The organism is Arthrobacter sp. TmtSoilC48 (assembly GCF_059739425.1).
In genome coordinates this window covers 2,678,160-2,702,362 of sequence record NZ_AP046049.1, presented here as the reverse complement: position 1 = coordinate 2,702,362, position 24,203 = coordinate 2,678,160, and the positions used below count along the sequence as shown (strand labels likewise).

General features: G+C 61.6%; 21 protein-coding genes and 1 tRNA gene. 18 read left to right on the top strand and 4 right to left on the bottom strand.

Annotated features, from left to right (window positions below; genetic code table 11):
- The first annotated feature begins 58 nt into the window (after positions 1–58).
- A complete protein-coding gene (glgA, locus tag AC6I97_RS12715) occupies positions 59–1,255 on the top strand; it encodes a glycogen synthase (protein ID WP_224164388.1) in 1,197 nt (398 codons plus the stop codon).
- A gap of 121 nt (positions 1,256–1,376) precedes the next feature.
- Here the strand turns inward: glgA and AC6I97_RS12710 are convergent, their stop codons facing one another.
- Together AC6I97_RS12710 and AC6I97_RS12705 are read right to left on the bottom strand one after the other, a co-directional pair.
- On the bottom strand, positions 1,377–3,500 hold the full coding sequence (locus AC6I97_RS12710; RefSeq protein ID WP_497945041.1) for an acyl-CoA dehydrogenase family protein: 2,124 nt from the start codon (positions 3,498–3,500) through the stop codon (positions 1,377–1,379).
- A 46-nt stretch (positions 3,501–3,546) separates the two neighbouring features.
- On the bottom strand, positions 3,547–4,338 hold the full coding sequence (locus tag AC6I97_RS12705) for a TetR family transcriptional regulator (protein WP_497945040.1): 792 nt from the start codon (positions 4,336–4,338) through the stop codon (positions 3,547–3,549).
- Between AC6I97_RS12705 and AC6I97_RS12700 the strand changes: the two genes are divergently transcribed.
- The 6 genes from AC6I97_RS12700 (at position 4,337) to AC6I97_RS12675 (ending at position 9,857) form a co-directional block, all read left to right on the top strand.
- Positions 4,337–5,743 carry an acetyl-CoA C-acetyltransferase gene (locus tag AC6I97_RS12700; protein WP_497945039.1) on the top strand — a complete coding sequence of 469 codons (1,407 nt, stop codon included), beginning with the start codon at positions 4,337–4,339 and terminating at the stop codon, positions 5,741–5,743. The genes AC6I97_RS12705 and AC6I97_RS12700 overlap by 2 nt on opposite strands.
- 9 nt (positions 5,744–5,752) lie before the next feature.
- On the top strand, positions 5,753–7,093 hold the full coding sequence (locus AC6I97_RS12695) for a 3-oxoacyl-ACP reductase (RefSeq protein WP_497945038.1): 1,341 nt from the start codon (positions 5,753–5,755) through the stop codon (positions 7,091–7,093).
- Entirely contained in the window at positions 7,090–8,016 is a 927-nt protein-coding gene (locus AC6I97_RS12690) for a MaoC/PaaZ C-terminal domain-containing protein (RefSeq protein ID WP_497945037.1), read from the top strand. The genes AC6I97_RS12695 and AC6I97_RS12690 overlap by 4 nt, the downstream gene beginning before the upstream one ends.
- Before the next feature lie 71 nt (positions 8,017–8,087).
- Complete coding sequence (locus AC6I97_RS12685) at positions 8,088–9,029, top strand: glycosyltransferase family 2 protein (protein WP_497945036.1); 942 nt, start codon at positions 8,088–8,090, stop codon at positions 9,027–9,029.
- Between the two features lie 34 nt (positions 9,030–9,063).
- Entirely contained in the window at positions 9,064–9,516 is a 453-nt protein-coding gene (locus AC6I97_RS12680; RefSeq protein ID WP_497945035.1) for an SRPBCC family protein, read from the top strand.
- 56 nt (positions 9,517–9,572) lie between these two features.
- Entirely contained in the window at positions 9,573–9,857 is a 285-nt protein-coding gene (locus tag AC6I97_RS12675) for a hypothetical protein (protein WP_224090321.1), read from the top strand.
- 78 nt (positions 9,858–9,935) lie between these two features.
- Here AC6I97_RS12675 and AC6I97_RS12670 read toward each other — a convergent pair.
- Positions 9,936–10,018, bottom strand: a tRNA-Leu gene (locus AC6I97_RS12670).
- 268 nt (positions 10,019–10,286) lie between these two features.
- Here AC6I97_RS12670 and AC6I97_RS12665 point away from each other — a divergent pair.
- Positions 10,287–11,591, top strand: a complete 1,305-nt coding sequence (locus AC6I97_RS12665; protein WP_497945034.1) for a M20/M25/M40 family metallo-hydrolase — start codon at positions 10,287–10,289, stop codon at positions 11,589–11,591.
- 28 nt (positions 11,592–11,619) lie between these two features.
- Complete coding sequence (locus tag AC6I97_RS12660) at positions 11,620–12,780, top strand: acyl-CoA dehydrogenase family protein (RefSeq protein WP_497945033.1); 1,161 nt, start codon at positions 11,620–11,622, stop codon at positions 12,778–12,780.
- Positions 12,781–12,829: 49 nt separating this feature from the next.
- Here AC6I97_RS12660 and AC6I97_RS12655 read toward each other — a convergent pair whose 3' ends face one another.
- Positions 12,830–13,063, bottom strand: a complete 234-nt coding sequence (locus AC6I97_RS12655) for a DUF5703 family protein (protein WP_216925728.1) — start codon at positions 13,061–13,063, stop codon at positions 12,830–12,832.
- A gap of 39 nt (positions 13,064–13,102) precedes the next feature.
- Between AC6I97_RS12655 and AC6I97_RS12650 the strand changes: the two genes are divergently transcribed.
- The 9 genes from AC6I97_RS12650 (at position 13,103) to AC6I97_RS12610 (ending at position 24,151) form a co-directional block, all read left to right on the top strand.
- A complete protein-coding gene (locus AC6I97_RS12650) occupies positions 13,103–13,360 on the top strand; it encodes a hypothetical protein (protein ID WP_223932823.1) in 258 nt (85 codons plus the stop codon).
- Between the two features lie 275 nt (positions 13,361–13,635).
- A complete protein-coding gene (locus AC6I97_RS12645) occupies positions 13,636–15,315 on the top strand; it encodes a sugar transferase (RefSeq protein ID WP_497945032.1) in 1,680 nt (559 codons plus the stop codon).
- 103 nt (positions 15,316–15,418) lie between these two features.
- On the top strand, positions 15,419–16,528 hold the full coding sequence (locus tag AC6I97_RS12640) for a Gfo/Idh/MocA family protein (protein ID WP_224164398.1): 1,110 nt from the start codon (positions 15,419–15,421) through the stop codon (positions 16,526–16,528).
- A complete protein-coding gene (locus AC6I97_RS12635) occupies positions 16,525–17,544 on the top strand; it encodes an NAD-dependent epimerase/dehydratase family protein (RefSeq protein WP_497945031.1) in 1,020 nt (339 codons plus the stop codon). The genes AC6I97_RS12640 and AC6I97_RS12635 overlap by 4 nt, the downstream gene beginning before the upstream one ends.
- Entirely contained in the window at positions 17,541–18,707 is a 1,167-nt protein-coding gene (locus tag AC6I97_RS12630) for a DegT/DnrJ/EryC1/StrS family aminotransferase (protein ID WP_497945030.1), read from the top strand. The genes AC6I97_RS12635 and AC6I97_RS12630 overlap by 4 nt, the downstream gene beginning before the upstream one ends.
- Positions 18,704–19,366, top strand: coding sequence for an acetyltransferase (locus AC6I97_RS12625; RefSeq protein ID WP_224090344.1), 663 nt, complete (start codon positions 18,704–18,706; stop codon positions 19,364–19,366). Before AC6I97_RS12630 ends, AC6I97_RS12625 begins: the two co-directional genes overlap by 4 nt.
- Positions 19,363–20,826, top strand: coding sequence for an oligosaccharide flippase family protein (locus AC6I97_RS12620; RefSeq protein WP_497945029.1), 1,464 nt, complete (start codon positions 19,363–19,365; stop codon positions 20,824–20,826). Before AC6I97_RS12625 ends, AC6I97_RS12620 begins: the two co-directional genes overlap by 4 nt.
- Positions 20,823–22,088 (top strand): glycosyltransferase family 4 protein, encoded by a 1,266-nt coding sequence (locus AC6I97_RS12615; protein WP_497945028.1) that lies wholly within the window; start codon positions 20,823–20,825, stop codon positions 22,086–22,088. Before AC6I97_RS12620 ends, AC6I97_RS12615 begins: the two co-directional genes overlap by 4 nt.
- Positions 22,088–24,151 (top strand): glycosyltransferase, encoded by a 2,064-nt coding sequence (locus AC6I97_RS12610; protein ID WP_497945027.1) that lies wholly within the window; start codon positions 22,088–22,090, stop codon positions 24,149–24,151. Before AC6I97_RS12615 ends, AC6I97_RS12610 begins: the two co-directional genes overlap by 1 nt.
- Positions 24,152–24,203 lie beyond the last annotated feature (52 nt).

Genomic DNA, 24,203 nt, shown 5'->3' with positions numbered 1-24,203 from the left:
GATTTTCCGGACCCTTTCACACTAGAACACATAAGCCGGAACGACTACGTTGGGTAACGTGCGAATAGACATTGTGACTAAAGAATTCCCTCCGGAAATTTATGGCGGTGCCGGTGTCCACGTTGCCGAGCTCAGCCGTGTGCTGGCGAAGCACGTGGATCTTCACGTCCGGGCGTTTGGCGCCCCACGTGAGGCCGACTACCACGGGGCCACCGTGGACTCCTACGCCACACCCCACGACCTTGGCGACGCCAATGCTGCCCTCCAGACGTTGGGCGTGGATCTTCGGATCGTTCCGGATATTGCGGGAGCGGATCTCGTCCACTCGCACACCTGGTACGCGAACATGGCAGGACACCTCGCTTCGCTGCTGCATGGCATTCCCCATGTACTGAGCGCCCACAGCCTGGAACCGCTGCGTCCGTGGAAGGCCGAACAGCTCGGCGGTGGCTACGCGTTGTCCTCATGGGTGGAGAAGACAGCCTACGAAGCTGCCGCGGCGATCATCGCCGTATCCGATGGAATGCGGCAGGACATCCTGCGCAGCTACCCTGACGTTGATCCCGACAAAGTCCGGGTGGTACATAACGGGATCGACGTTTCCCTGTGGGAACGGGACGAAGAGGACGACGCCATCCGCGCGTTGGGCATGGATCCCGCCAAGCCAAGTGTGGTGTTCGTTGGCCGGAACACGCGACAAAAGGGCGTCCCCTACCTGTTGCGCGCCGCTTCCAGCCTTCCCGCCGATGTTCAACTGGTCCTCTGCCTTGGTGCAGCTGACACTCCCGAATTGGCAGCTGAGACAGCGCGCCTCATTGAGGAGCTCCAAAGCAAGCGTGAGGGCGTGATCCTCATTGAGCGGATGCTGCCACGCCGGGAACTCATCCAGGTCCTCAGCCATGCAACAGCATTCGCCTGCCCCTCCATTTACGAACCGCTGGGCATCGTGAACCTTGAAGCCATGGCTTGCGGCGCCGCAGTGGTGGCAAGTGCTACGGGCGGCATTCCAGAGGTTGTCCAGCACGGCGAGACCGGCCTCCTGGTTCCCTTGGAGCAGGTCACTGACGGCACGGGAACACCGCTTGATCCTGAAAAATTCGTGGCCGATTTCGCTGCAGCCCTGAACGATGTAGTTGCGGATCCAGCGCGCGCCCGCAAGATGGGCATTGCTGGCCGGCGACGTGCCGAGGAACATTTCTCGTGGGAGTCCATCACTGAAACCACGCTTGAGGTGTACCGGTCCGTGCTCGGCTGAGCAGCTGACCGTCCTGGAAAGCAGGCAAAACGACGACCGCGCCGCCCCCTTGAGTGGGGACGGCGCCGTCGCGCTTTGGCGAAACTTCCAAAAAAGTTCACCATTCGGAAATCACATCCTGCTACCGGGACTTTGACCCTTTCAGGGCCAGTAACGACTTCTCGTCGGCCGGCGCGGAGCCGCTGGCGCGCTGCTTACGGAAGTGGGTGCTGGCCTCATCCTGGCGGCGTGCTTCGGCGCCGGTCGCGATTGACGCGCGCAAGTGCTCGGGTCCGTACCCAAAGGCGTCCACGAGGTCCAGCGCATGGGGGCGGATCTTGACCAGCAGCCGGTTGATGTACGTCCCTACGGTCCGGCCGCGTTGCATCGACAGCCGGCCGTTCATGAGATACCACGACAAGTGCTTCTCGATGAGCGAAAGCCCGAACAGATCCCGCAGCCAGGTGAGGACCCGCTTGGTTCCCTCATCGGAAACCTCCGCCAACGCCTCCGTGAAGGCTTCCCACTGGAGGAGCTCGGCATGGGCTTGAGCGGCTTCGATGAGTTCATGCTGGTGCTGGTTGAACAGGGCTGCCGCCTGGTGCTGCGGCAGCTTATTGGCACCCTTCAGCGCAGCACCTACTTCGGCCACCATGGACTGCACGCGGTCGGTCAGCAGGGTCCGCTGGCCTTCCTCGTCGCGCAAAGCCAGTGCTGCTTTCTGCACCGAGCCCGTGTCAGCTACGAACTGGGCAACTTGGCGCAGGCCCGTCCTGTGCAAGGCGACACCTGCGGCCTGGTCCACTACATAGCGCGCAAGCACGCCGAAGTCGGCACTGCGGAATTCCTTGGCGTAGTCAGCCAGTAGCCGCTTGGCCACCAACTGCAGCAGGACTGTGTTGTCGCCTTCAAAAGTCACGTAAACGTCAAGGTCCGCGCGCAGCGAGGCAAAGCGGTTCTCGATCAGGAAGCCCGCGCCACCACAGGCTTCGCGGCATTCCTGCAGGGTATCCAGAGCATGCCAGGTGCTGAGGGGCTTCAGCGCGGCCGCCAAGGTTTCCAGATCCTGGCGGTCGGCGTCGGTGTCGTGGGCACCGGAGAAGACGTCGTCGAACTTTTGCAGGAGTTGCTCGTGGGCAAAACCGGCGGCGTAGGTCGTAGCAAGCCGGGTGAAAAGGCGCCGCTGGTGACGCTGATAGTCCAGCAGGACTTCCTCGTCGGTGGGGGAGGAAGCGTTGAACTGACGGCGCTCGGTGGCGTACTGGATGGCTGTTTTGAGTGCTACCTTGCTGGCCGCCACGGCTGCCCCGTCCAGAGAGACCCGGCCCTGGACCAGGGTTCCGAGCATCGTGAAGAAGCGGCGGCCCGGGCTCTCGATGGTTGATGAATATGTGCCATCCACAGCTACGTCGCCGTAGCGGTTCAGGAGGTTGGTGCGGGGGATACGGACATCCGTGAAATGGAGCCTGCCGTTGTCGATGCCGTTCAGGCCACCCTTGATGCCGTCATCCTCCCCGCCGATGCCTGGCAGGAATTCTTTAGTGGTGGGGTCGCGAAGCTCGACATAGAAGGCGTGGACGCCGTGGTTAACGTTCTTGGTTACCAGCTGCGCAAACACGACGGCGGCCAGGCCATCATTTGCTGCGTTGCCGATGTAGTCCTTCCAGGCTGCCCTGAAGGGGGTGTTGATGACGAATTCCTGGTTCGCTTCGTCATAGGTGGCCGTCGTGGCGATGCTCGCGACGTCGGAGCCATGGCCCGTCTCAGTCATCGCGAAACAGCCCGGAATGGCCAGGCTCATGATGCCGGGGAGCCATTTGTCGTGGTGCTCCCGGGTCCCAAGGTGCATGACGGCAGAGCCAAAGAGGCCCCATTGAACACCTGCTTTGATCTGGAGGGAGGGATCGGCCGTGACGAGTTCTTCGAACCCGGCAATGTTTCCGCCGTGGTCATCGGAGCCCCCCAGGCGGGTAGGAAACGCCCGGTGCACGGCATTGTTATCCACCAGGAACTTCAACTGTTCAAACACGCGGGACCGGTGTTCGGTGTGATGGAGGCCTTCAATTTTCCGGACGTCAGGATGACCTGCTATTTGGCGGGCCTGGCGCCGGATGTGGGCCCACTTGCCCAAGAGCTGTTCACCCAGTGCCGCGACATCCACCACCGGGTCCCCACCCTGCTGGCTGGAGCCGCTGGTGTGCATGGCCGCATCCTCGCGGCCGGATGGTTGACGGGCTGATGGCGCCCGGTCCACTACTTCAGTCATGTTGATTCCTTCTTTGGTTCTTACAACTGATGGATCATTGCTCATGTCAGTTGGCTGCTTTGAGTTCAGGAGCGATGCCCAGGCATAGCCAGTCCGTGATGTGCCCGGCCATGGTGGCCTGGTTCGGTTTACTATCGGAGGCAGGGCTTCCCAGCCACATTTCACCCGCATTCCGAACGAGCCCAATGGCTGCAGTTGGCCAGTACTCGATCAATGCTTCTTTCTCTGCACCGAGGTACTGCCGCATGGGGGTGGCGATCATGTCGGTGATCTGTTCGAAGAAGTTTCCCAGCGCGCCCGACGCGGCAATGGCATCCTGCGAGGAAGCTTCCCCGGGCGTCAACCGGGTGATGAACGCATAAACGTTGGGGCTGGATTCCGCCATTTGCAGGTAGGCCGAAACCATGGCGTAGAGGCCTTCGCGTGGTGTCAGCGCCGATTGGGCCGCTTCTTTCATGCGGCGTTGCATTTGCCCCAGAACCACTTCACCCATGGCCTGTTGAAGGCCTGCCTTATCGCCGAAATAGCGGTAGTACACCGACTTTGACGTGCCCGCGGCACCGGCGATGTCTTCCATGGACGCCTCGCTGCCCAAGGCATGCACAGCCCTGCGTGCTGCCTTGATGAGCTCGCGCCGACGCTCCTCGCGATGGCTCTGCCATCTGGCGGCACGCCCATCTACCGCAGGGTCCGGGTTGGCGTTGCCGGACTCCGTGGCGGCATCAAAAGCACCAGCTTGGGGTGCGTTCGGAAAATCTGTACGGCGACGGTTCACGATACCCAGCGTATCAGGTACGCTGGGTATCAGTAACTGGTATTCATCGAAGGAGTCAAGCATGGCTGCAGCAGACGCACCCGCGGGCACGAACAAAGGTACAGCCGGGACTGGTACCGCGGGAACAGGTACAGGCGGCTTCGCAAGCGCAGAGCAGGGCAAGGGCATACAAGGCACGCGTTCTGCCGTGATCGTTGGGGGAAACCGCATCCCGTTTGCCCGCACAGGCGGCGCTTATGTGAAGTCCTCCAACCAGGACATGCTTACTGCTGCGCTGGATGGACTGATCGCGCGCTTCGGGTTGCAGGATGAACGGATCGGTGAAGTAGCGGCCGGAGCCGTGCTGAAGCATTCCCGCGACTTCAACCTCACCCGTGAGGCTGTACTGGGTTCGGCGTTATCTCCGGAGACACCCGCGTACGACCTTCAGCAGGCATGTGCCACGGGACTGGAAACCGTGCTTGGGCTTGCCAACAAGATCAAGCTGGGCCAGATCGAATCCGCGATCGCCGGTGGCGTTGACTCCGCGTCCGATGCCCCGATCGCCGTCAGCGAGGGGCTGCGGGAAATCCTGCTGGACCTCAACCGCGCAAAGACCTCCGTCCAGAAGCTGAAGGTCCTGGCGCGCATCCGGCCAAAGGACCTGGCCCCGGATGCTCCCAACACCGGCGAACCACGCACCGGCCTGTCCATGGGCGAACATCAAGCCCTCACTACGGCACAGTGGAAGATCAGCCGGGAGGCACAGGACGAACTGGCCTTTAACAGCCACCGCAACCTCGCCGACGCGTACGAGCGCGGCTTCTTCGAGGACCTCATTACTCCGTACCGCGGCCTCAACCGGGACTCGAATCTTCGCGCAGACACCACGTTGGAGAAGCTCTCCACACTGAAGCCTGTCTTTGGCAGGAACCTGGGATCCGAGGCCACCATGACCGCCGGCAATTCGACGCCGCTGACCGATGGTGCCGCAACGGTCTTGCTTGCCACCGAGGAGTGGGCGGACAGCCGGGGCCTGCCCAAGCTCGCCACCGTCCTGGACGGTGAGGCAGCCGCCGTCGACTTTGTCCACGGCAAGGACGGACTTCTGATGGCGCCGGTCTTTGCCGTACCGCGCCTCCTCGCCCGCCATGGGCTGTCCCTTGAGGACTTCGACTTCTTCGAAATCCATGAGGCCTTCGCCGGGACCGTCCTCAGCACCCTGGCCGCCTGGGAAGATGAGGACTTCGGACGAACGCGGTTGGGGCTGGACGGCGCGCTGGGGAAGGTGGACCGCACCAAGCTCAACGTCAACGGTTCTTCACTTGCTGCCGGGCACCCATTTGCAGCAACCGGTGGCAGGATCGTGGCCTCGCTGGCAAAGATGCTCCATGAAAAGGGAGCTGTGGATGGAAGGCCGGCACGTGGCCTGATTTCCGTGTGCGCCGCCGGCGGGCAGGGCGTTGTTGCCATTCTGGAAGCAGCCTAGGGGAGCGTGATGACAGACAAATACGCCAAAATCGTCAGCAAAGGACTGGGAAAGGACGTCGCCAAAAGGCTCGGCCTGCCGCAGCCGGTTGAACTCCGCCGACACCAGCCAGGCGCACCGCTTATCGCTGGGCCGGTGCTGGTAAACGGCGACAGCCTGGGCGCAGATGACCTTGCCACCACGCTTCTTGGTTGGGGCCTGGACATTCGCCGTCATGCATTGCCGAAGGAAAAGCTCGGGGCCATCATCGTTGTCCTCGACGCCGTGCAGCACCCGGAGGACCTGGGCAAGCCAATGCTGACACTTGGCGCTTCCTTGCGCGACCTCTCGCCCAACGGACGCGTCATTACGCTCTCAAGAACAGCCCAGTCGGCACCAGCTCCTGCTGCGGCGGCGGCCCGGCAGGGCATCGATGGCCTGCTGCGTTCACTGGCCAAGGAATTGCGCGCCGGTGCCACCGCCAATGGCATTCTCCTCGATGAGGATCTAGCCACCACAAGCCCGTCAGCCCTGGGAGCCCTCCGGTTCTTCCTTTCAGGCCGCTCCGCCTATGTGGATGGCCAGTTCCTGACGATCAGCTCCTCCGCCGGCAGCCTGCCCTTTGACGCCGGGAAGCCCCTCGCCGGAAAAGTAGCCGTCGTCACTGGTGCCGCGCGGGGCATTGGTGCCGCGATCGCCCGGACGCTCCACCGTGACGGGGCAAAGGTGGTGCTGGTGGATGTCCCTGCCGCGGGGGATCATTTGGCGGCAGTGGCCAACGAGGTCCGTGGGACTGCCCTCCAACTCGACATCACCCGTGACGACGCCGGTCACCGGATGATCGACCACGCAATGGAACGCCATGGCAGGCTCGACATCGTAGTCCATAACGCCGGCATCACGCGCGACCGGCTCCTGGCGAACATGGATGAGGGCCGCTGGCAGTCTGTCATCGCCGTCAACATCGCCGCGCAACTGAGGATCAATGAGGCCCTCCTGGCATCGGAGCACTTCAAGGAAAAGCCGCGCATCGTTGCGGTGGCATCCACCAGCGGCATTGCCGGCAACAGGGGCCAAACCAACTACGCCGCGTCCAAGGGTGGCGTGATTGGAATGGTGCGCTCAACTGCGCCGCTCATGGAGTCCTTCGGGGGGACGATCAACACTGTAGCACCAGGGTTTATTGAGACAGAGATGACTGCCCGGATGCCATTCGTCATACGTGAAGCAGCGCGAAGAGCCAATTCCCTGAGGCAGGGTGGCCAGCCACAGGACGTGGCGGAGGCCATCGCTTTCCTTGCGAGCGATGCCGCGGGAGGAATCTCGGGCGAAGTCCTTCGCGTGTGTGGACAGCAACTGGTGGGAGCATGAACAAACCGCAGCCGGTCATCCTTGGGGAGCTGCCGTCGCTGCCCAAGCTCTACATGAATGCAGCGGCAACTGCCGCCCGCCGCCGCGTTCTGGGGTCATCGGCGGGGCAGGCGACATTGCCGGCCGTTAGCCACGAGGTCATGGGAGTCCAGGCGGATGTCGCCAACCTGACCGCCTACCAGCACCTTTTGGGGGAGACCGCCAGTGACATCCTGCCAGCAGGATTCGTGCACGCACTGGCCTTTCCGGTGTCCATGAGCGTGATGAACCGGGATGATTTTCCGTTGCCGTTGCTCGGGATGATCCACCTCAGGAACCATGTAGAGCAGCAGGTTCCCATTCAGTTCACAGAAGCCCTGGACATCAGGTCCTGGTCAGAGAACCTTTCGGGTCATCGGGCGGGTACGCAAGTGGATGTCATCGCCGAAGTCCGCTCCAGCTCCTCAGGCGAACTGCTGTGGCGGGGAGTATCCACATACCTTGCGAAAGGGGTCTTCCTGCCTGGTATCGACAAGCCCGGAAACTCAAGCGGCTCCGGGGACAATGGCAATTTTTCCCCGCCGGACCCCACGGCCCTGTGGCAACTGGACCTGGACATCGGACGCAGTTATGCCGCCGTGTCGGGCGATTTCAATCCCATCCATCTGAGCGTCCTATCGGCCAAAGCATTGGGCCTGAGGGGATCCATTGCCCACGGCATGTACCTTGCCTCCCGGGCGTTGGCAGATGTCGGAGCGGTCAAGTCTGATGCCTTCGCCTGGGACGTGACGTTTGAAGCGCCGGTATTCCTGCCGGCCCGGGTGGCGCTGGACATCTCCACCATCCAGGCGGAATCCGGGGCTTGGCAGCATTCGGACTACGTGGCGTGGAACCCGCGCAGCGGCCGGCGTCACTTCAGGGGCAGCGTGGCTCCCTTGTCTTAGGCCCTCCTTAAATCCTTGGGGGCGGGATATTCTCTTCAGACGGACAGCCCGCAGGAGGAGAGTCTTGCCACATGAACCAGATAAGTTTGTGCGTCTCGACCTACAACCGAGTTGATGACCTGAAGAGGCTGCTCTCGAGCGCCCTCGCCCAGGAACCCGCAATTCCCATCATCGTCTATGACGATGCATCCTCGGACGGCACTTCAGAGGTGGTTCGAGAGCAGTTTCCCGCCGTCGACCTTATTACGGGTCAGGAGAATGTCGGTTTGATAGCTGCCCGGAACATCTGTATCCGGGCAGCATCAACTCCACTCGTCCTCATCCTCGATGATGACGCGTACTTCACATCTGCCTCCACGGCCCGGCAAACGGTGGCCGATTTCTCGTCGCCTGCGATTGCCGCAGTTGCAGTCCCCTTTGCCGAGAACGGCGCCCTCATGCAGGGCGACCAATCCAGCGGTACCGTTCAGCTTGCCCGTAGCTTTATCGGCGCGGCGCATGCTCTGCGCCGCGATGCTGTGCTTGCCTGCGGTGGTTTGCGTGAGTCCTATAGGTTCTATTGCGAAGAATCGGATTTATCGATTCGACTGTTGGCTTCGGGCCTCGTAGTCAGGCACGGAACTTCGGATCCGGTGCAGCACTGCCCGAATGCTGACCGCCAACCTCTGCGTAGGCGCCAACTGCGCTGGCGTAGCGAACTTCGCTTCAAGTGGTGCCACACGCCAGCTCTGTTTCTGGTGCCGGTGCTCGTAGGTCATGTGGGTCTTCTGCTGGTGAGGTCGGCGCAATTTGGTGGTCTTCGGGAATCCCTTCGACTGTGCTACTCATCCTGCAGGGACGTCTTCATGTCGCGGTTCGAACGCAACGGTGTGGATGTCCGGATCTACCTTCTGTGGAGAAGACTTGCCAAGCTTCCCCGTTTGACGCTGGACGCGGCCGACCCCGTTCTTGCAGTTCGACGTAGTCCGCAGGAGCGGCACGTTCAGGGGCGCGGCACATCGCTCAAGCGATGAGCCAGGCAATTTCCATTGGCGCGGAGTGATGATCATGAGGGAACGCCACCTGACCGTACGGCGACAAGCAGCTGCAACCAGTGACTCCATCTGGGCTGTTTTAGCGGATTTCGGCAACCTCGCTGACGTCTGGAACGGCCTAAGGGCATCACAAACCATCGGTAACAGGACCCAAGGGCTGGGTGCCCGCCGTCGGGTACATTTGTCGCCCGTCGGCTCGATGATCGAAACCGTCACCGAATGGGAGCAAGGCCGCGCCCTGGGCACGAGGAACGAGCCATCGGCGCTGGTGCCCTTCAAAGAAGCCGACTCCAGGCTCGTCCTCCAGCCAGATGGCGAAGGGACCGCGCTCACCTTTGACTACCGCTATGTGCCCAGAGGTGGGCCCGTCGGCCGCCTGACGGGTCCTTTGATTGACCGAATGCTGAGGGCGACCTTCGAAAGTATGCTGGCAGCGGTGGAGAAAGCTGCCAGCCAAGGCAATTGAGAGGGGCCCTGGGCAAACGGTCGGCCGCATTCGAACATATGTTCTATTCTTGGTTTATGAGACCCAAGCAAGACTCCAAAGCTTTCGCCCGCATGATGTTGCAGACCGAGGCGGAGGCCAACCACCCGAAGCCTGACGATGGCAAGATCATGGAGCTTGAGCCGGCCGCCCAACCGCTTGTCCGTGTTGGTGAGGTGTATGGACGGGCCATCAAGTACACACGGACCTACGGCCTTGTGGAATGGATGGATGATCGGCGGGACTATCATGTGGAATGGTTTCCGGCCGGACAGATCAAACGGGTGGCCTTGGAGTCATGGAGGGGCTGGCCGTTGGCTTAGTAAACGCCACCCATGACTGGAATGGACCCAGCATGGTTGAGGGAACAAAAAAACCCCGGTTTCCCGGGGCCTTCTTTGTGCGCGGAGGGGGACTTGAACCCCCACCCCCTTTCGAGGACTAGCACCTCAAGCTAGCGCGTCTGCCATTCCGCCACCCGCGCAGGTGGTGTTCAGAGAAGCCAATCTGCACCTTCCGGTGCTTCACTTTCCTCCGAAGCAGCGAGAAAAACTCTAACACGATTTGAAGCAACTAAAAAATCGGTGCTGGTCAGGACGGCCTAGAGGCTTTCAACGCGTGGCGGCGCCCGGAATTGCTCAACTGAAGGCGCTTGCGGTGAGTAGGCTGGTGAAACACGGGACGGTAGAGCTGCGGGGTCCGCAGTGCGCGTCGCCGGCACCTGCAGCCCAGCCAACGCAAGGAGAATTTCCATGTCTGTCATCCGCCCCGAAGACGAAGTTGTCCGGATCTGCCAGGAGCTCATCCGGATCGACTCCTCCAACTTCGGCGACGACACAGGACCGGGCGAACGTGCTGCTGCGGAGTACACGGCTGGCCTGATCACGGAAGTAGGTCTTGAGGCCGAGATTTTCGAGTCTGCACCGGGACGTGCCAACGTCGTCACGCGCATGGCGGGGGAGGACCCTTCAGCTGACGCGTTGGTGGTCCACGGACACTTGGACGTTGTACCGGCCCTGAAGGATCAGTGGAGCGTTGACCCCTTCAGCGGTGAGCTGAAGGACGGACTGATCTGGGGTCGCGGTGCCGTGGACATGAAGGACATGGATGCCATGATCCTTTCGGTAATGCGGGACTTCGCCAGGACTGGCCGCAGGCCCAAGCGGGACATCATTTTCGCCTTCTTCGCGGACGAGGAAGCCGGCGGCACCTATGGCGCCCGGTATGCCGTGGAGCACCGCCGCGAATTGTTCGATGGCGCCACCGAGGCCATCTCCGAAGTGGGTGGATTCTCCGCGACTATCGGTGGCCAGCGCACGTACCTGCTTCAAACTGCCGAAAAGGGCTTGTCCTGGTTGCGGCTGGTTGCCCATGGACGGGCCGGCCACGGCTCGCAAATCAATACGGACAACGCGATCACCCGGCTCGCGGCGGCCGTCACCAGAATCGGCGAATACAAGTGGCCTGTGGAACTGACTCCCACCACCAGGCAGTTCCTGGACGGCGTCACCGAACTCACTGGCGTGGAGTTTGACGCCGACAACCCGGACATCCTGCTCAAGGAGCTTGGCACCGTCGCCCGTTTCGTGGGAGCAACGCTGCAAAATACCTCCAACCCCACCCTGCTCCGCTCGGGCTACAAGCACAACGTCATCCCGGAATCGGCCGAGGCCTTCGTGGATTGCCGAACGCTGCCGGGCCAGCAGGAACTGGTGTTCGAAACCATCAAGGAGCTTGCCGGGGATGGCATCGAGATCAGCTACGTCAACAAGGATGTCTCCCTGGAGGTGCCGTTTGCCGGCAACCTCGTTGACTCCATGATCGACGCCTTGCACTCCGAGGACCCGGGCGCCAAGGTGTTTCCCTACACCCTCTCGGGAGGGACAGACAACAAGTCCTTGAGCAAGATCGGCATCACCGGCTACGGCTTCGCTCCACTGATGCTGCCCGACGAGCTTGATTTCACGGGCATGTTCCACGGGGTGGACGAGCGGGTTCCGGCAGAGTCCCTGCAGTTCGGCGCGCGGGTCCTCAACAAGCTGCTGAGCAACTACTAAACGCAATCTTCAGGAAAGACGGTGGGCTATGAATCCAGAGGAAATCCTTCCGGATGCGCTGTTGGAGCGGCTCCGCGGGCGGGCGGCTGGATATGACCACGACAATCTCTTCTTCCATGAAGACCTCGAAGAGCTGGCTGCCGCCGGTTACCTGAAACTGTTCGTGCCAGTCGCCGACGGCGGTCTGGGACTTGGTCTGGAAGCGGTAGCTGCGTTGCAGCAGCGCCTCGCCACGGCAGCCCCGGCCACAGCACTGGCAGTCAACATGCATCTGGTCTGGACCGGCGTCGCGCATGTCATGGCTGCAAGGGGGGACGACTCGCTGGACTTCGTGCTGAAGGAAGCCGGCAAGGGGGAAGTGTTCGCTTTCGGAATTTCGGAAGCGGGCAACGATTCAATGCTGTTCGATTCCACGACCCTTGCGGAGCCGTTGCCTGACGGTGGTTATCGATTCACCGGACGGAAGATCTTCACGAGCCTCTCCCGTGGTTGGACCCGTCTGGGAACGTTCGGCAAGGACGCAAACGCCAGAAACGGAGAGGGCGAGTTGGTTTTCGGATTCATCCATCGTGATGAACCCGGGCACGAAACCCTCAACGATTGGGACACCCTGGGCATGCGGGCCAGTGCCTCGAACACCACCCTGTTGAAGGGAGCGGCGGTTCCATCGGAGCGGATCTTCCGTAAACTGCCTGTCGGGCCTAACCAGGACTTACTGATATTCGCGATTTTTGCCTGCTTTGAGACCTTGTTGGCAGCGGTCTACACCGGGTTGGCGGAGCGTGCGTTCATGCTGGGCATTGAAAGCGTCAAGCGAAGGGTCTCGGCGAAACACGGCGGACGCAGTTTCGCCCAGGACCCGGACATCCGTTGGAAAGTTGCCGACGCGGCCCTGGCCATGGACGGCATTTATCCCCAGTTGTCGAGCGTTGCCCGCGACATCGACAACCTGGTGGACCATGGAGCCCAGTGGTTCCCCAAGCTTGTTGGACTCAAGTCGCGCGCCACGGAAAATGCCCGTTACGTGGTGGATTTGGCGATCAGGGTCACGGGAGGATCCAGCTACTTCCGCGGCTCGGAACTGGAACGCCTCTACCGGGACGTACTCGCTGGAATTTTCCACCCGTCCAATGACGAATCGGCGCACAACACGGTGGCGAGCGCCTGGCTTGGGCCCCTGGACAACTGAGAAACCTGACAACTGAGGAACCTGACAGCTGAGGAGACGGGACAGCTGACTAGACAGTGCGCTGCACGGAATAGACTTTTCGGCGCAACCAGAAGCGTCTGCCGCCGCCGAGGTATAGCCGGCTGCGTTCCAGCTCCCACTTCCCGTACTCCGAGTGCTCAGCGAGCCGACGCCGGGCTTCGGGCAGTGAATCGTCAGGTCCTACCGTCAGTACGAGGTACTCGTACTGACGTGCATAGTCACGTTGGCGCTCTTCGGAGCTGCCTCGAAATTGTTCCTTCATCCCTCTCCATTTTCGTCCTTTTCGGGCTAACGTGAAGTCATGAGCATCGATCCGCGTGTCGCGCTTCAGTCATTGACTGCTGCCCTGGAAGAGCACTTGGCCGCCGCTTCAGCCCGCCGGGGCGAGGGTGACCCCAACGTCGAGGCGGCGTTCTTCGCCGTCGCAGATGCCTTCGAGGTTTACGAAGACGCCCTGTACGAGGCATATTCCGAGGTTACTCCGCTCCAGGTGTTTGATGACGAGGAAGAGGACGATGATGAGGTCCTGGACGAAGACCTCGAAAGCCTGGAGGACTAGGAGCCTTCTGTAACAAGCAACAACCGGCCACCTGCGGTGGCCGGTTTTTTGTGTCGTTTCGCGCCCTGTTTGTCCTGCTTGCAGCCCGGAATGTAGCGGTTTTCGCTGGTTTCGTGACGCTTGGAGCACGTAGTCCTGCATCAGCCAGGTAGGTACTCGCACGTAGGAGCCATGGGTAAAGCTGCGCAAACTTGAGTACAGACTACTGGTGCGCCTCCTGACCGCCGCCGCTTCACTGGGTTGTAGGCAATGGCAGGTCTGCGAAGAAGGCTGACATGGTAAAGGTTCCAGTCTTGCGTTCGGGCAAGGTGGGGGCACCACAGGGTGCGCATCCCTTTTCCTTGGGCGCGGCGTTCACAGCCAAACCTGCCGTCGCCGATGTCAATCCGCCGGTGTCTCCCTGGATTGACAAGTCCGTTGCTGCACAACGGACTGAAAAGGCGGGACTGGCGGCATTGAGGGCAGATGTCACCCTGGACCTCAAGCCGCCAGTCACCCACCGCCGCTCCCGCAGCACCTCCGCCCTGGCCCGCCGGTATGGCTGGACACGGTTGCTCACCAACAGTCTTCGACTGGCCGACAGCGCCTTGGTAGCGGCAGCAGTCACGTCAGGTTTCCTTCTGAACACTGACGGCCTTGCCGTTGCGGCGGGCGGCGCGGGACACGAGCGCCAGCTTATGCTCGGCTTCATACTTGGCATTGCCTGGCTGGGAGCACTGGAGGTCTACCGGACAAGGGATCCGAAAGTACTCGGCGTTGGGCCCGAAGAATACAAGCGGGTCCTGTCCGCAAGCCTGCGCGTTTTCGGCTTTCTGGGGCTCGTGGCAGTCGTATTCCGGCTGGAGTCCGCAAGCTCCTTCGTTCTGGTGTCCCTGCCCGTGGGCTTGGTGTCCCTGACAGGCAGCCGGTGGATGTTCCGCCGCTGGCTAACGTTCGAAAAGTCGCGCGGCCGCTGCCTCTCCCGTGCCATTGTGGTGGGGGAGCCACAGGACGTCAGATACGTCATCAGGCAAATCAACCGGAAGTCCGGTGCCGCGTACAACATCCTGGGGGCGTGCCTTCCAGGTGCCCGGCGTGGCGCCGTCCTGGTGGTGGATAACGTGCGGGTCCCCGTCTTGTCGTCGATTTACGGCATTGCCCATACTGTGCGTCAGACGGGCGCCAACGCGGTGATCGTTGCCGGTCCGGTCCCTGGCGGCAACCAGTTCATCCAGGAGTTGGGCTGGCGCCTGGAAGAAGATGCCGCCGAACTCGTCCTGGCAGCAACGCTGACCAACGTGGCTGGCCCACGTATCCACTGGCGCCCCGTTGAGGGCCTGCCCCTGATGCACGTGGATATTCCGCACTACTCCGGTGGCAAACACACGCTCAAGCGCCTCATGGACATTGTGGTTTCGGCTACTGCTTTGCTTTGCCTGGCGCCCCTGCTGGCTGTTTTGGCGCTGATAGTCAGGTTGGACAGCCCGGGTCCAGTGCTTTTCCGGCAGGAACGGATCGGTAGGCGAGGCACCACCTTCCAGATGCTGAAGTTCCGTTCCATGGTGGTCGATGCCGAAGCGCGGCTGGAAGAACTCAGCGGAAAGGACCAGGGAGCCGGCGTCCTCTTCAAGATGCGGGAGGATCCCCGGGTCACCAAGTGCGGCCGTTGGATGCGCAAGTACTCCTTGGACGAGCTACCCCAGTTCTGGAATGTGCTGGCCGGGAACATGAGCTTGGTGGGCCCCCGTCCGCCGCTCCTTCGCGAAGTCAGTGGCTACGAACGGCATACCCATCGCCGGCTGCTAATCAAACCCGGAATTACCGGCTTGTGGCAGATCAATGGACGATCCGATCTTCCCTGGGATGAAGCCGTCCGGCTGGACCTGTACTACGTCGAAAACTGGTCGATAGCAGGCGACCTGATGATCATGTGGCGCACCTTCAGGGCCATGATCCAGCCCTCCGGCGCCTATTGAACGACCTGCTGGAACTTACTGACCGACACGAGACACGCCGAGCACCACAACAAGCATTACCTGAGAAAGAACCGAGCTATCCAACACAGAATCCGAGTGGAAAATGAGCATAGGAACTATTCCATCAGGCCACCTTAACGGCCACGGGATGACCCCGAAATTGCGGATCGCCGTGGTCGGAGCGGGATATTGGGGCCCGAACCTCGCCAGGAACCTTAAAGCCAGCCCGGACTGGGAACTCGTGGCAATTTGCGATCTTGACGTGGAGCGCGGACTTCGGCTGGCCGAAACAGTAGGCGGCGTCGCCGTCGTCGAGTCCTTGGACGAACTCCTGGACACCTACAACCTGGACGCCGTCGCCGTGGCAACACCAGCGCACACGCATCACGGAGTAGTGATGACTGCATTGCGGGCCGGCATGCACGTGCTCGTCGAGAAGCCACTCGCAGACAGTCGTGCCAAGGGCCTGGAAATGGTGGAGGAAGCCAAAGCCCGCGGCCTCGTCCTCATGGCAGACCATACCTATTGCTTTACTCCCGCGGTTTTGAAGATCCAGGAGCTCGTATCAAGTGGGGCATTGGGCGACATCCTGTACGTCGACTCCGTGCGCATCAACCTCGGACTTGTCCAACCGGACGTCAATGTGTTCTGGGATCTTGCACCCCACGATCTCTCGATCCTGGACTTCGTCCTGCCGGGAGGCCTGCACCCCACCGAGATCTCTGCCCACGGCGCGGATCCGCTGGGCACGGGCCGCGACTGTGTAGGCCACCTGACCTTCGGCCTGCCAAACGACGCCATGGTGCACATCCACGTGAACTGGCTCAGTCCCACCAAAATCCGCCAGATGATCATTGGCGGCTCAAAGAGGACGTTGGTCTGGGACGACCTGAACCCGCAACAACGCCTCAGCGTCTACGATCGCGGCGTCAGCCTGGAACAACAGCCACGGTCCGCGGCGGACAAAAAGAACTCGGCCATCTCGTATCGCCTGGGCGACACCTGGTCACCGGCATTGCAGGAACGCGAACCATTGGGCCAGGTCGTCGCCGAGCTGGCCGGCTCCATCAGGAACCACACCATACCGCGCACCAGTGGCGAATCCGGGCTCAGGGTCCTCTCAGTACTGGAAGCCGTCACCCAAAGCCTTGGAACAGACGGCCAGTCAACCATCGTTGCCGGCAACGGGGTCGCCCTCCAGGTCGCACAGTGAACAAGCTGCTCGGCGCCAACGTCCTGGTCACCGGAGGCGCCGGAACCATCGGATCCACCTTGGTAGACCAACTGCTCGACGCCGGTGCGGCGCACGTGGACGTCCTGGACAACCTCGTCAGGGGGCGCCGGGCAAACCTCAACGATGCCTTGGCCACCGGACTCGTGCAGTTGGTGGAAGGTGACCTGAGGGACCGGGACCTGGTCCACGACCTCACCAGGGGCAAAGACCTGGTTTTCCATCAGGCTGCGATCCGTATCACCCAATGCGCCGAGGAGCCACGTTTGGCGCTTGAAGTCCTGGTGGATGGAACCTTCAACGTGTTCGAAGCCGCCGTTGGGCACAAGGTGGACAAGGTCATCGCGGCCTCGAGTGCCTCCGTCTACGGAATGGCAGAGGAATTCCCCACCACCGAGAGACACCACCACCACAACAACGACACCTTTTATGGGGCCGCGAAATCCTTCAACGAAGGAATGGCGAGGAGCTTCCGAGCCATGTCCGGCCTGGATTACGTCCTCCTGAGGTACTTCAATGTGTACGGACCCCGCATGGACGTGCACGGACTCTATACAGAGGTACTTGTCCGTTGGATGGAGCGGATAGTCGACGGCCTTCCGCCCCTGATCTTCGGCAGCGGCCACCAGACAATGGACTTCATCCACACCGCCGACGTCGCAAGGGCCAACATCCTCGCAGCCGCCAGCCACGTCCGGGAGGGCGTCTACAACGTAGCCAGCGGCACGGAAACCAGCTTGGCCGAACTCGCGCAAACCCTGCTGCGGGTTATGCAGTCCCCACTGCACCTTGACCACGGACCTGAACGGGCAGTCAACGGAGTTGCCCGCCGGCTCGCAGACGTCACCGCCGCCAAGCGGGACCTCGGTTTTGAAGCCGCCATAGAACTTGAAGATGGACTCCGCTCACTCGTTACCTGGTGGCGTCCCCTCCGTGAAGAAATCGCAGCCTCCCGGCAGCTTGCCCGGCCCGAAGCACCCTCAGTAGGTGCACGATGACAACCTCCGAAACCTCCCTGGCACGAATCGACGTCATGAAACCGTGGCTAGGGGAAGAAGAAGCCCAAGCAGTCGCCGAGGTCATCGCTTCCGGCTGGGTGGCCCAAGGCCCCAAAGTCAAGCAATTCGAGGAAGCCTTCGCCCTGGAGCAACAAGCCGCTTTCGCAGTCGCGGTCTCCAGCTGCACCTCAGCCCTGCACCTGGCACTCGCCGTCGCCGGTATCGGCCCGGGAGACGACGTCGTCGTTCCCTCCTTCTCTTTCATCGCCACCGCAAACGCCCCCAGCTATGTGGGCGCCCGGGCGGTCTTCGCCGACGTCGACGTCCTAACGGGTTGTGTCACCGCCGAAACGATCGCCGCCGCCCTGACGCCGGCCACACGGGCCGTCATAGTCGTGGACCAAGGCGGAGTACCCGTGGATCTCAATCCCATCCGGGCCCTGTGCGACCCCCTCGGCATCACCGTGGTGGAAGACGCAGCCTGCGGCATCGGTGCACGCTACCGCGGCCGCCCGGTAGGAGCCGGCGCCGAACTGGTGGCGTGGTCCTTCCACCCCCGCAAAATCCTCACCACCGGCGAAGGCGGGATGCTCTCCACGCCAAGGCAGGACTTCGCAGACCGGTCCCGCCGCCTCCGCGAACACGCAATGAGCGTCTCAGCCGCGGACCGTCACGCCAGCGTTCTGGCCCCCGCCGAGGAATACCTCGAAGTCGGCTTCAACTACCGCATGACCGACCTCCAGGCCGCCGTCGGGATCGTCCAACTCGGCCGCCTGCACCAGGCGGTACAACGTAGACGCGAACTGGCCGCCAACTACGCACAGTCCTTCGCCGGTATCGAAGGCCTCCGCCTAGTAGACGACCCAGGCTACGGAACCGGAAACTTCCAGTCCTGCTGGCTGGAAGTAGGCACGGCTTTCCCCCTGGGAAGAGACGCCCTGATGAGCCGCCTGGCAGAGGACGGAATATCGGCACGACGCGGCATCATGGCCGCACACCGGCAACCTGCCTACGCCGGGGAAGCCAAGGCCGCGGTTTCACTGGCTGCCACTGAATGGCTGACGGACCACACGCTCATCCTGCCTCTCTACCACCAGCTCACCCTGGCTGACCAGGTCCGGGTCATCGACTCAGTACTTCGCGCGGCAGGACAGGGACAATGACCGAGCTCCTCCTCATCGCCGCCAGCGGACTCGCCCGCGAAGTCCTGGCCATGGTCCGCAACACCGGACAATACGACGTCATCGGAATCCTGGACGACGACGAAGACAAACTCGGACGCGTCGTGGACGGCGCCCACGTACTGGGCCCCATCCGCGATGCCCTGACCTTCCCACACGCCATGCTGCTTGTCTGTATTGGATCCGGCCGGGGACGCGAAAGCGTCGTCATGCGCTTACGCACCCTGGGCCTCGCAGAGGACCGCTATGCGACAGCGATCGACTCATCAGTACATCCACCGGAAGGATGCAGAATCGGCCTGGGCAGCATCCTCCTGGCCAACGTCACCATGACAGCCTCCGTCACAGTCGGAAGCCACGTAGTAGCCATGCCCGGCGTCACGCTCACACACGACGACGTCGTCAGCGACTTCGCCACCCTGGCCGCAGGCGTATCCCTCGGCGGGAACGTCCACATCGGCCGCGCAGCCTACATCGGCATGAACGCCAGCGTCCGCGAGCGCCGCACCGTCGGCGCCGGCGCAACCATCGGCATGGGAGCGGCAGTACTAACCGATGTTCCCGACGAAGAAACATGGGCCGGCGTGCCCGCACGCGTCATCCGCCGCGGCTATTCACCCGAACTGGAGGACGCCCTGTGACCCTCCGCAGCCGTGCTGCAAACCCGCGAACGCCCACTCCAACACGGGCGTTCGTCATCAGCGTCCTGAACGCAGTCGTGACACGCCTGGGAACAATCGCAATCGGCATAGCACTCGCGCGGTTACTGGGGCCCGAACAATTCGGAACATACGCAGTGGCCTTTGTGGCGCTGATGGCTGTACTGAGCTTCAACGAACTTGGGGTCAGCCTGGCGATCGTTCGATGGCCAGGGGATCCCAAGGAAATCGCCGCGACCGTGACTACGATCTCAACGGCATGCAGCATTGTTCTCTTCGCAGGCTCCTATGTGATGGCGCCATACTTCACAGCAGCCATGGGAAACGAAGCCGCCACCGACGTCGTCAGGGCGCTCGCCTTCTGCATCGTCCTCAATGGGCTGGTGGCTACGCCTGCGGCCGTTCTGCAGCGGAACTTCCGCCAGGGCCAACGCATGATCATTGACCAGGTCAACGTTTGGCTTGGGGCAGGCGTCTCCCTGGTTCTCGTCATCATGGGCATGGGTGCCATGAGTCTTGCCGTAGGACGTGTGCTGGCCAGCCTTGTTTCCGCTGTCCTTTTCCTGATCTACTCTCCGTTGCCCTATCGCTTTGGGTTCTCCAGGAAGCTGGCGAAACAGCTGCTGGGGTTCGGTTTGCCCTTGGCGGGTGCGAGCATGGTGGTCTTTGGTGTGGGTTACGTTGACCAACTGGTTGCTGGAAAGATGCTCGGTCCGGTGGTGTTGGGGTTTTATGTGATGGCCACGAATATGGCAGGTTGGCCAGCCAGCTTGTTGTCGCAGCCTCTGCGCAGCGTGGCACCTGCGACATTTGCCAGGCTGCAGGATGCTCCCGCGGAGATGCGTGCCGCCATGCTGTCAATTGTTGCCGTGGTTGCATCAGCCATGCTGCCGGTTTCGGCCGTCCTGACTGCCTGCGCTGTTCCGGTCGTGACGCTGTTGTATGGGGAGGCGTGGGCGCCGGCTGCCGTGGCCCTGGCCTGGCTGGCACCGGTTGCCGTCTTCAGGGTTTTCCACGAACTCGTTTATGACTACCTGGTGGTGATAAAGCAGTCGGTTCCCATTCTGAGGGTCCAGCTCTTGTCCCTCCTGGCCTTGATTCCGGCTCTTGTTTTGGGCGCACAACTGGGCGGCCTCCAAGGCTTGGCGGCAGTTCCACTGTTCATTGCACTGGCGGTAACTTCGCCACTCTATCTAGGCGCACTCTCCCGGGCAGGCGTTCCCTTAAGGAGCCTTGCGGTCAGCGTCAGCGCGTCCACCGGTATCTCGGTAGCTGCCGGAGTGGCCTGTTTCGTGCTGTCCTCTTCGATTCCTTCGCCCTTCGTGGCAGTGGGTGCGAGCCTGTTGGTTGGTCTGCTGGCCATTACGGTCTCGGTGTTCCTCCGGCTGGGAGACATTCAGCAGTTGCGTCGTATGGGTTGGGAAAAGGAGGTTGTCCGGTGAAGATTCTTATCTATCCGCATGACCTTCGAATTGGTGGCAGCCAGGTCAACGCCATTGAGCTGGGAGCCGCTGTCCGGGACCTGGGCCATAGCGTGGTTATTTTTGGGCAGCCCGGAACCCTTACCCGCAAGGTGCGGGAGCTTGATCTGGAGTTCATTCAGGCACCGGCTCCCCGGAAGCGGCCGTCCCCATCAGTGTGCGCGGCGTTGGGCAAGCTCGCCCGGGGACGCATGCTTGACGTACTCCATGGTTATGAATGGCCACCGGCCCTTGAGTGCTTGATTGCTTCAAGACTGGTACCCGGCTGCAGCAGCATGGCGACTGTCATGTCGATGGCAGTTGCTCCGTTTATCCCCAGGACGATGCCCCTTCTTGTAGGAACTGAACAGATTCTTAAGGCCGAGTCGGATTTTGGTCGCGAGCGCGTGGGGCTTCTGGAGCCCCCCGTAGATGTCGTCGCGAACAGTCCGTCAGCCGTTGCAGGGCAGGACAAGTTCCGGGAACGGTTTGGACTGATCGACCAGGCCCACGTAGTTGTTTGCGTTTCACGGCTTGCCCGGGAGTTGAAGCTTGAGGGCATCTTGTCCGCTATGGACGCCGTCGCTGAATTGGCACGGCTGAGAGACGTTCGACTGGTGATCGTTGGCGACGGTCCGGGCATGAGCGACGCGATGGCCAAGGCTTCCGTTATCAATGATGGGCTGGGACGATGCGTGGTCCTGCTAACGGGGGAACTTGAGGACCCCAGGCCAGCGTACGCGGCTGCCGATGTTGTCCTGGGGATGGGCGGCTCGGCCTTGCGGGGTCTTTCCTTTGGGAAGCCGCTGGTGGTTCAAGGGGAGCGGGGCTTCTGGGAATTGTTGACCCCCGAAACCCTGGACCGTTTCCTCTGGCAGGGATGGTACGGCGTAGGCCGCGGTACGGAGGCGGGACGGGAAGACTTGATGTCCGTCCTTGGATTCCTGCTGGACAACGAGCAGGAACGAGCCCGGCTGGGCTCCTTTGGACGCGAAATTGTTCAAGACAGGTTTTCGCTCACCAACGCAGCCCGGGTACAGGTGCAGTTCTACCGGCGTTCACTGGAACAAAGCACAGGAACTTTCTCTTCGTTGAGGGCCGAGGCGGCAGCTGGTGCCCAATATGCCGCCTACGTGGGGCGTCGGCGCTTTCAGCGCTATTTCGGACACAACGCAACTGATGACTTCAATGCCAAACCGGTAGCCTCGATGCCTTCGTTGGCCGTGCGCGGACGGGACAGCTGATGGAAACGATCGTCTACATGTCCGGGACCCGCTGGGACAGCCTTTCGGGTACGGACAAGATGCTGGCCACCTCGTTGGCCAGGACACACCACATCCTGTGGGTTGACCACCCGGTTCCGCTGACCAGCTACCAGGATGTCCGACGCCACCTCATCCGGAGCCTTCGTGGTGTTGGCGAAGATGTGGGGACGAATATCAGCCGCCTGCGGATTCCGGCGTTGCCCGGCGTGAGCAAACCAATGGTGCGTCGCTCTACGGATGTTCTTGTTCGCCGCTGTGTGAATGCAGCCCTGGATCGGGCTGCCGGGCGTATTGCCGGCATCGTCAATTCATCGCCGATCATGTTGTTTCCGTCCCGCCGGCCGGAAGGGACACGGCTCCTGCACGTAACCGATGACTGGTTGGCGGGGACGAACCTCATGGGCTTCACTTCGTCCCATTTGATCCGCGTGCTGGAAGAGAATATACGATGTGCCGACGCTCTTAGCGCTGTCTCTGAGGAACTGGCAGCCAAGATCTCCAGATTTTCCGGCCGGCCGGTCGAAGTCTTGCCCAATGGCTGCACTCCCGCGATCACTCCGCCAGGTTCCAGCCGCAGTCCGGTCGTGGCCCTGGTTGGTCAGCTCAACAACCGGTTGGATCTGGACGCGCTGGAAGCCGTAGCTGCAACGGAGGTCGCGCTGCTCATCATTGGGCCCCGGGCGGAGGGCGATCCAGTTGTCCGCTCCAGGTTAGATGCCCTGTTGTCCAGGCCAAACGTGGATTGGAGGGGACTGGTGGGCCAGGACGACGTTGCCCGGTTGCTGCAAACCGCGTCAGTCGGTATCACTCCTTATGCAGACACAGAGTTCAACCGATCAAGCTTTCCTTTGAAGACCCTTGAATACCTTGCTGCAGGGCTTCGGGTAGTAGCCACGGACCTGCCGTCCACCCGATGGATCGACTCGCCCGCCATTGCGGCAGCCAGGACACCGACCGAATTCTCGCAACTCGTTCTCAAGGCCCTGCGTGAGCCGATGACACAGGAACTCCGCAAAGATATGGACGCAACCGCCAGATCACATAGCTGGGACTCACGGGCCGCTAAAATCCGGGGACTCCTGGCCACGGGAAAGCAGGTCCGGAATGGCCATGCGGGGCAGCCACTACAACTGTCAGGTCCTGCCACGCAAGGGCTGCAGCATGACGGGCAGCCAACGGTAGACCACGCGCTCCTGACCAGGTTCAACCTTCCGTCGAAGGGCTTCGAGAGCCTTGTCAGGGCCAAAGACGGGTGGCTTCACAACCGCGTTGAACTCTTCGAGAGATATTGTCTTCCCTCGGTTCGTGCCCAAACACGCAAAGGTTTTCATTGGATTGTCTACTTCGATCCCGAGTCTCCTGAGTGGTTGTTGGAGAGGATTCAGGACCTGAGTGCCGACGGTCTGTTCACGCCGATTTTCCGGGCGGAAGTTTCTGCCGACGAGCTCCTCTCGGACATCCAGGAAGTCACGGGGCGGCGGACCCAAAATCTGCTGACCACCAACGTGGATAACGACGACGGTCTGGCAGCTGACTTTGTGGCCCAGGTACAGGACGTCCAGTGCTCGCAGCTGCCTTCGGCTATTTATCTCTCCGCCGGCCTGGTCAAAGGCGGTGCCTCGGTCTACTTGAGGCACGATGACCGGAACGCGTTTTGCTCGGTGCGGTCCACGTGGAGTGCTCCGGTGACATGCTGGTCGGCCTGGCATAACCAGCTGGGCGAAATCATGGCCACCGAGGAGGTCGGTGGGCCGCCGGCTTGGCTGCAGGTTGTGCACGGGGCAAATGTCAGTAACAGAATCCGCGGACGACTTGTGGCGGCTGATCCATTCGCAGACAGGTTCCCCGGGTTGCTCGACGACGTGGCGGCCGTCCAAACGCTGGCGTTGGTGCGCGACGCCTTGGTTGAGGGGCCAGTGCGCCTGCTCCGCGATGGCTTTCGCAGCGCCATCAAAACGGCAACGATCAGGCTCCTCGGCAGAAGTGGAATCGACAGGGTGAAAGTTTTTCTGGGACAGAACAGGCGGGAGATCGGATCATGAAAATTCGAACGATTCTAAGGAGCCTCGGACGAAGGTGGTACTTCCTCGTCCT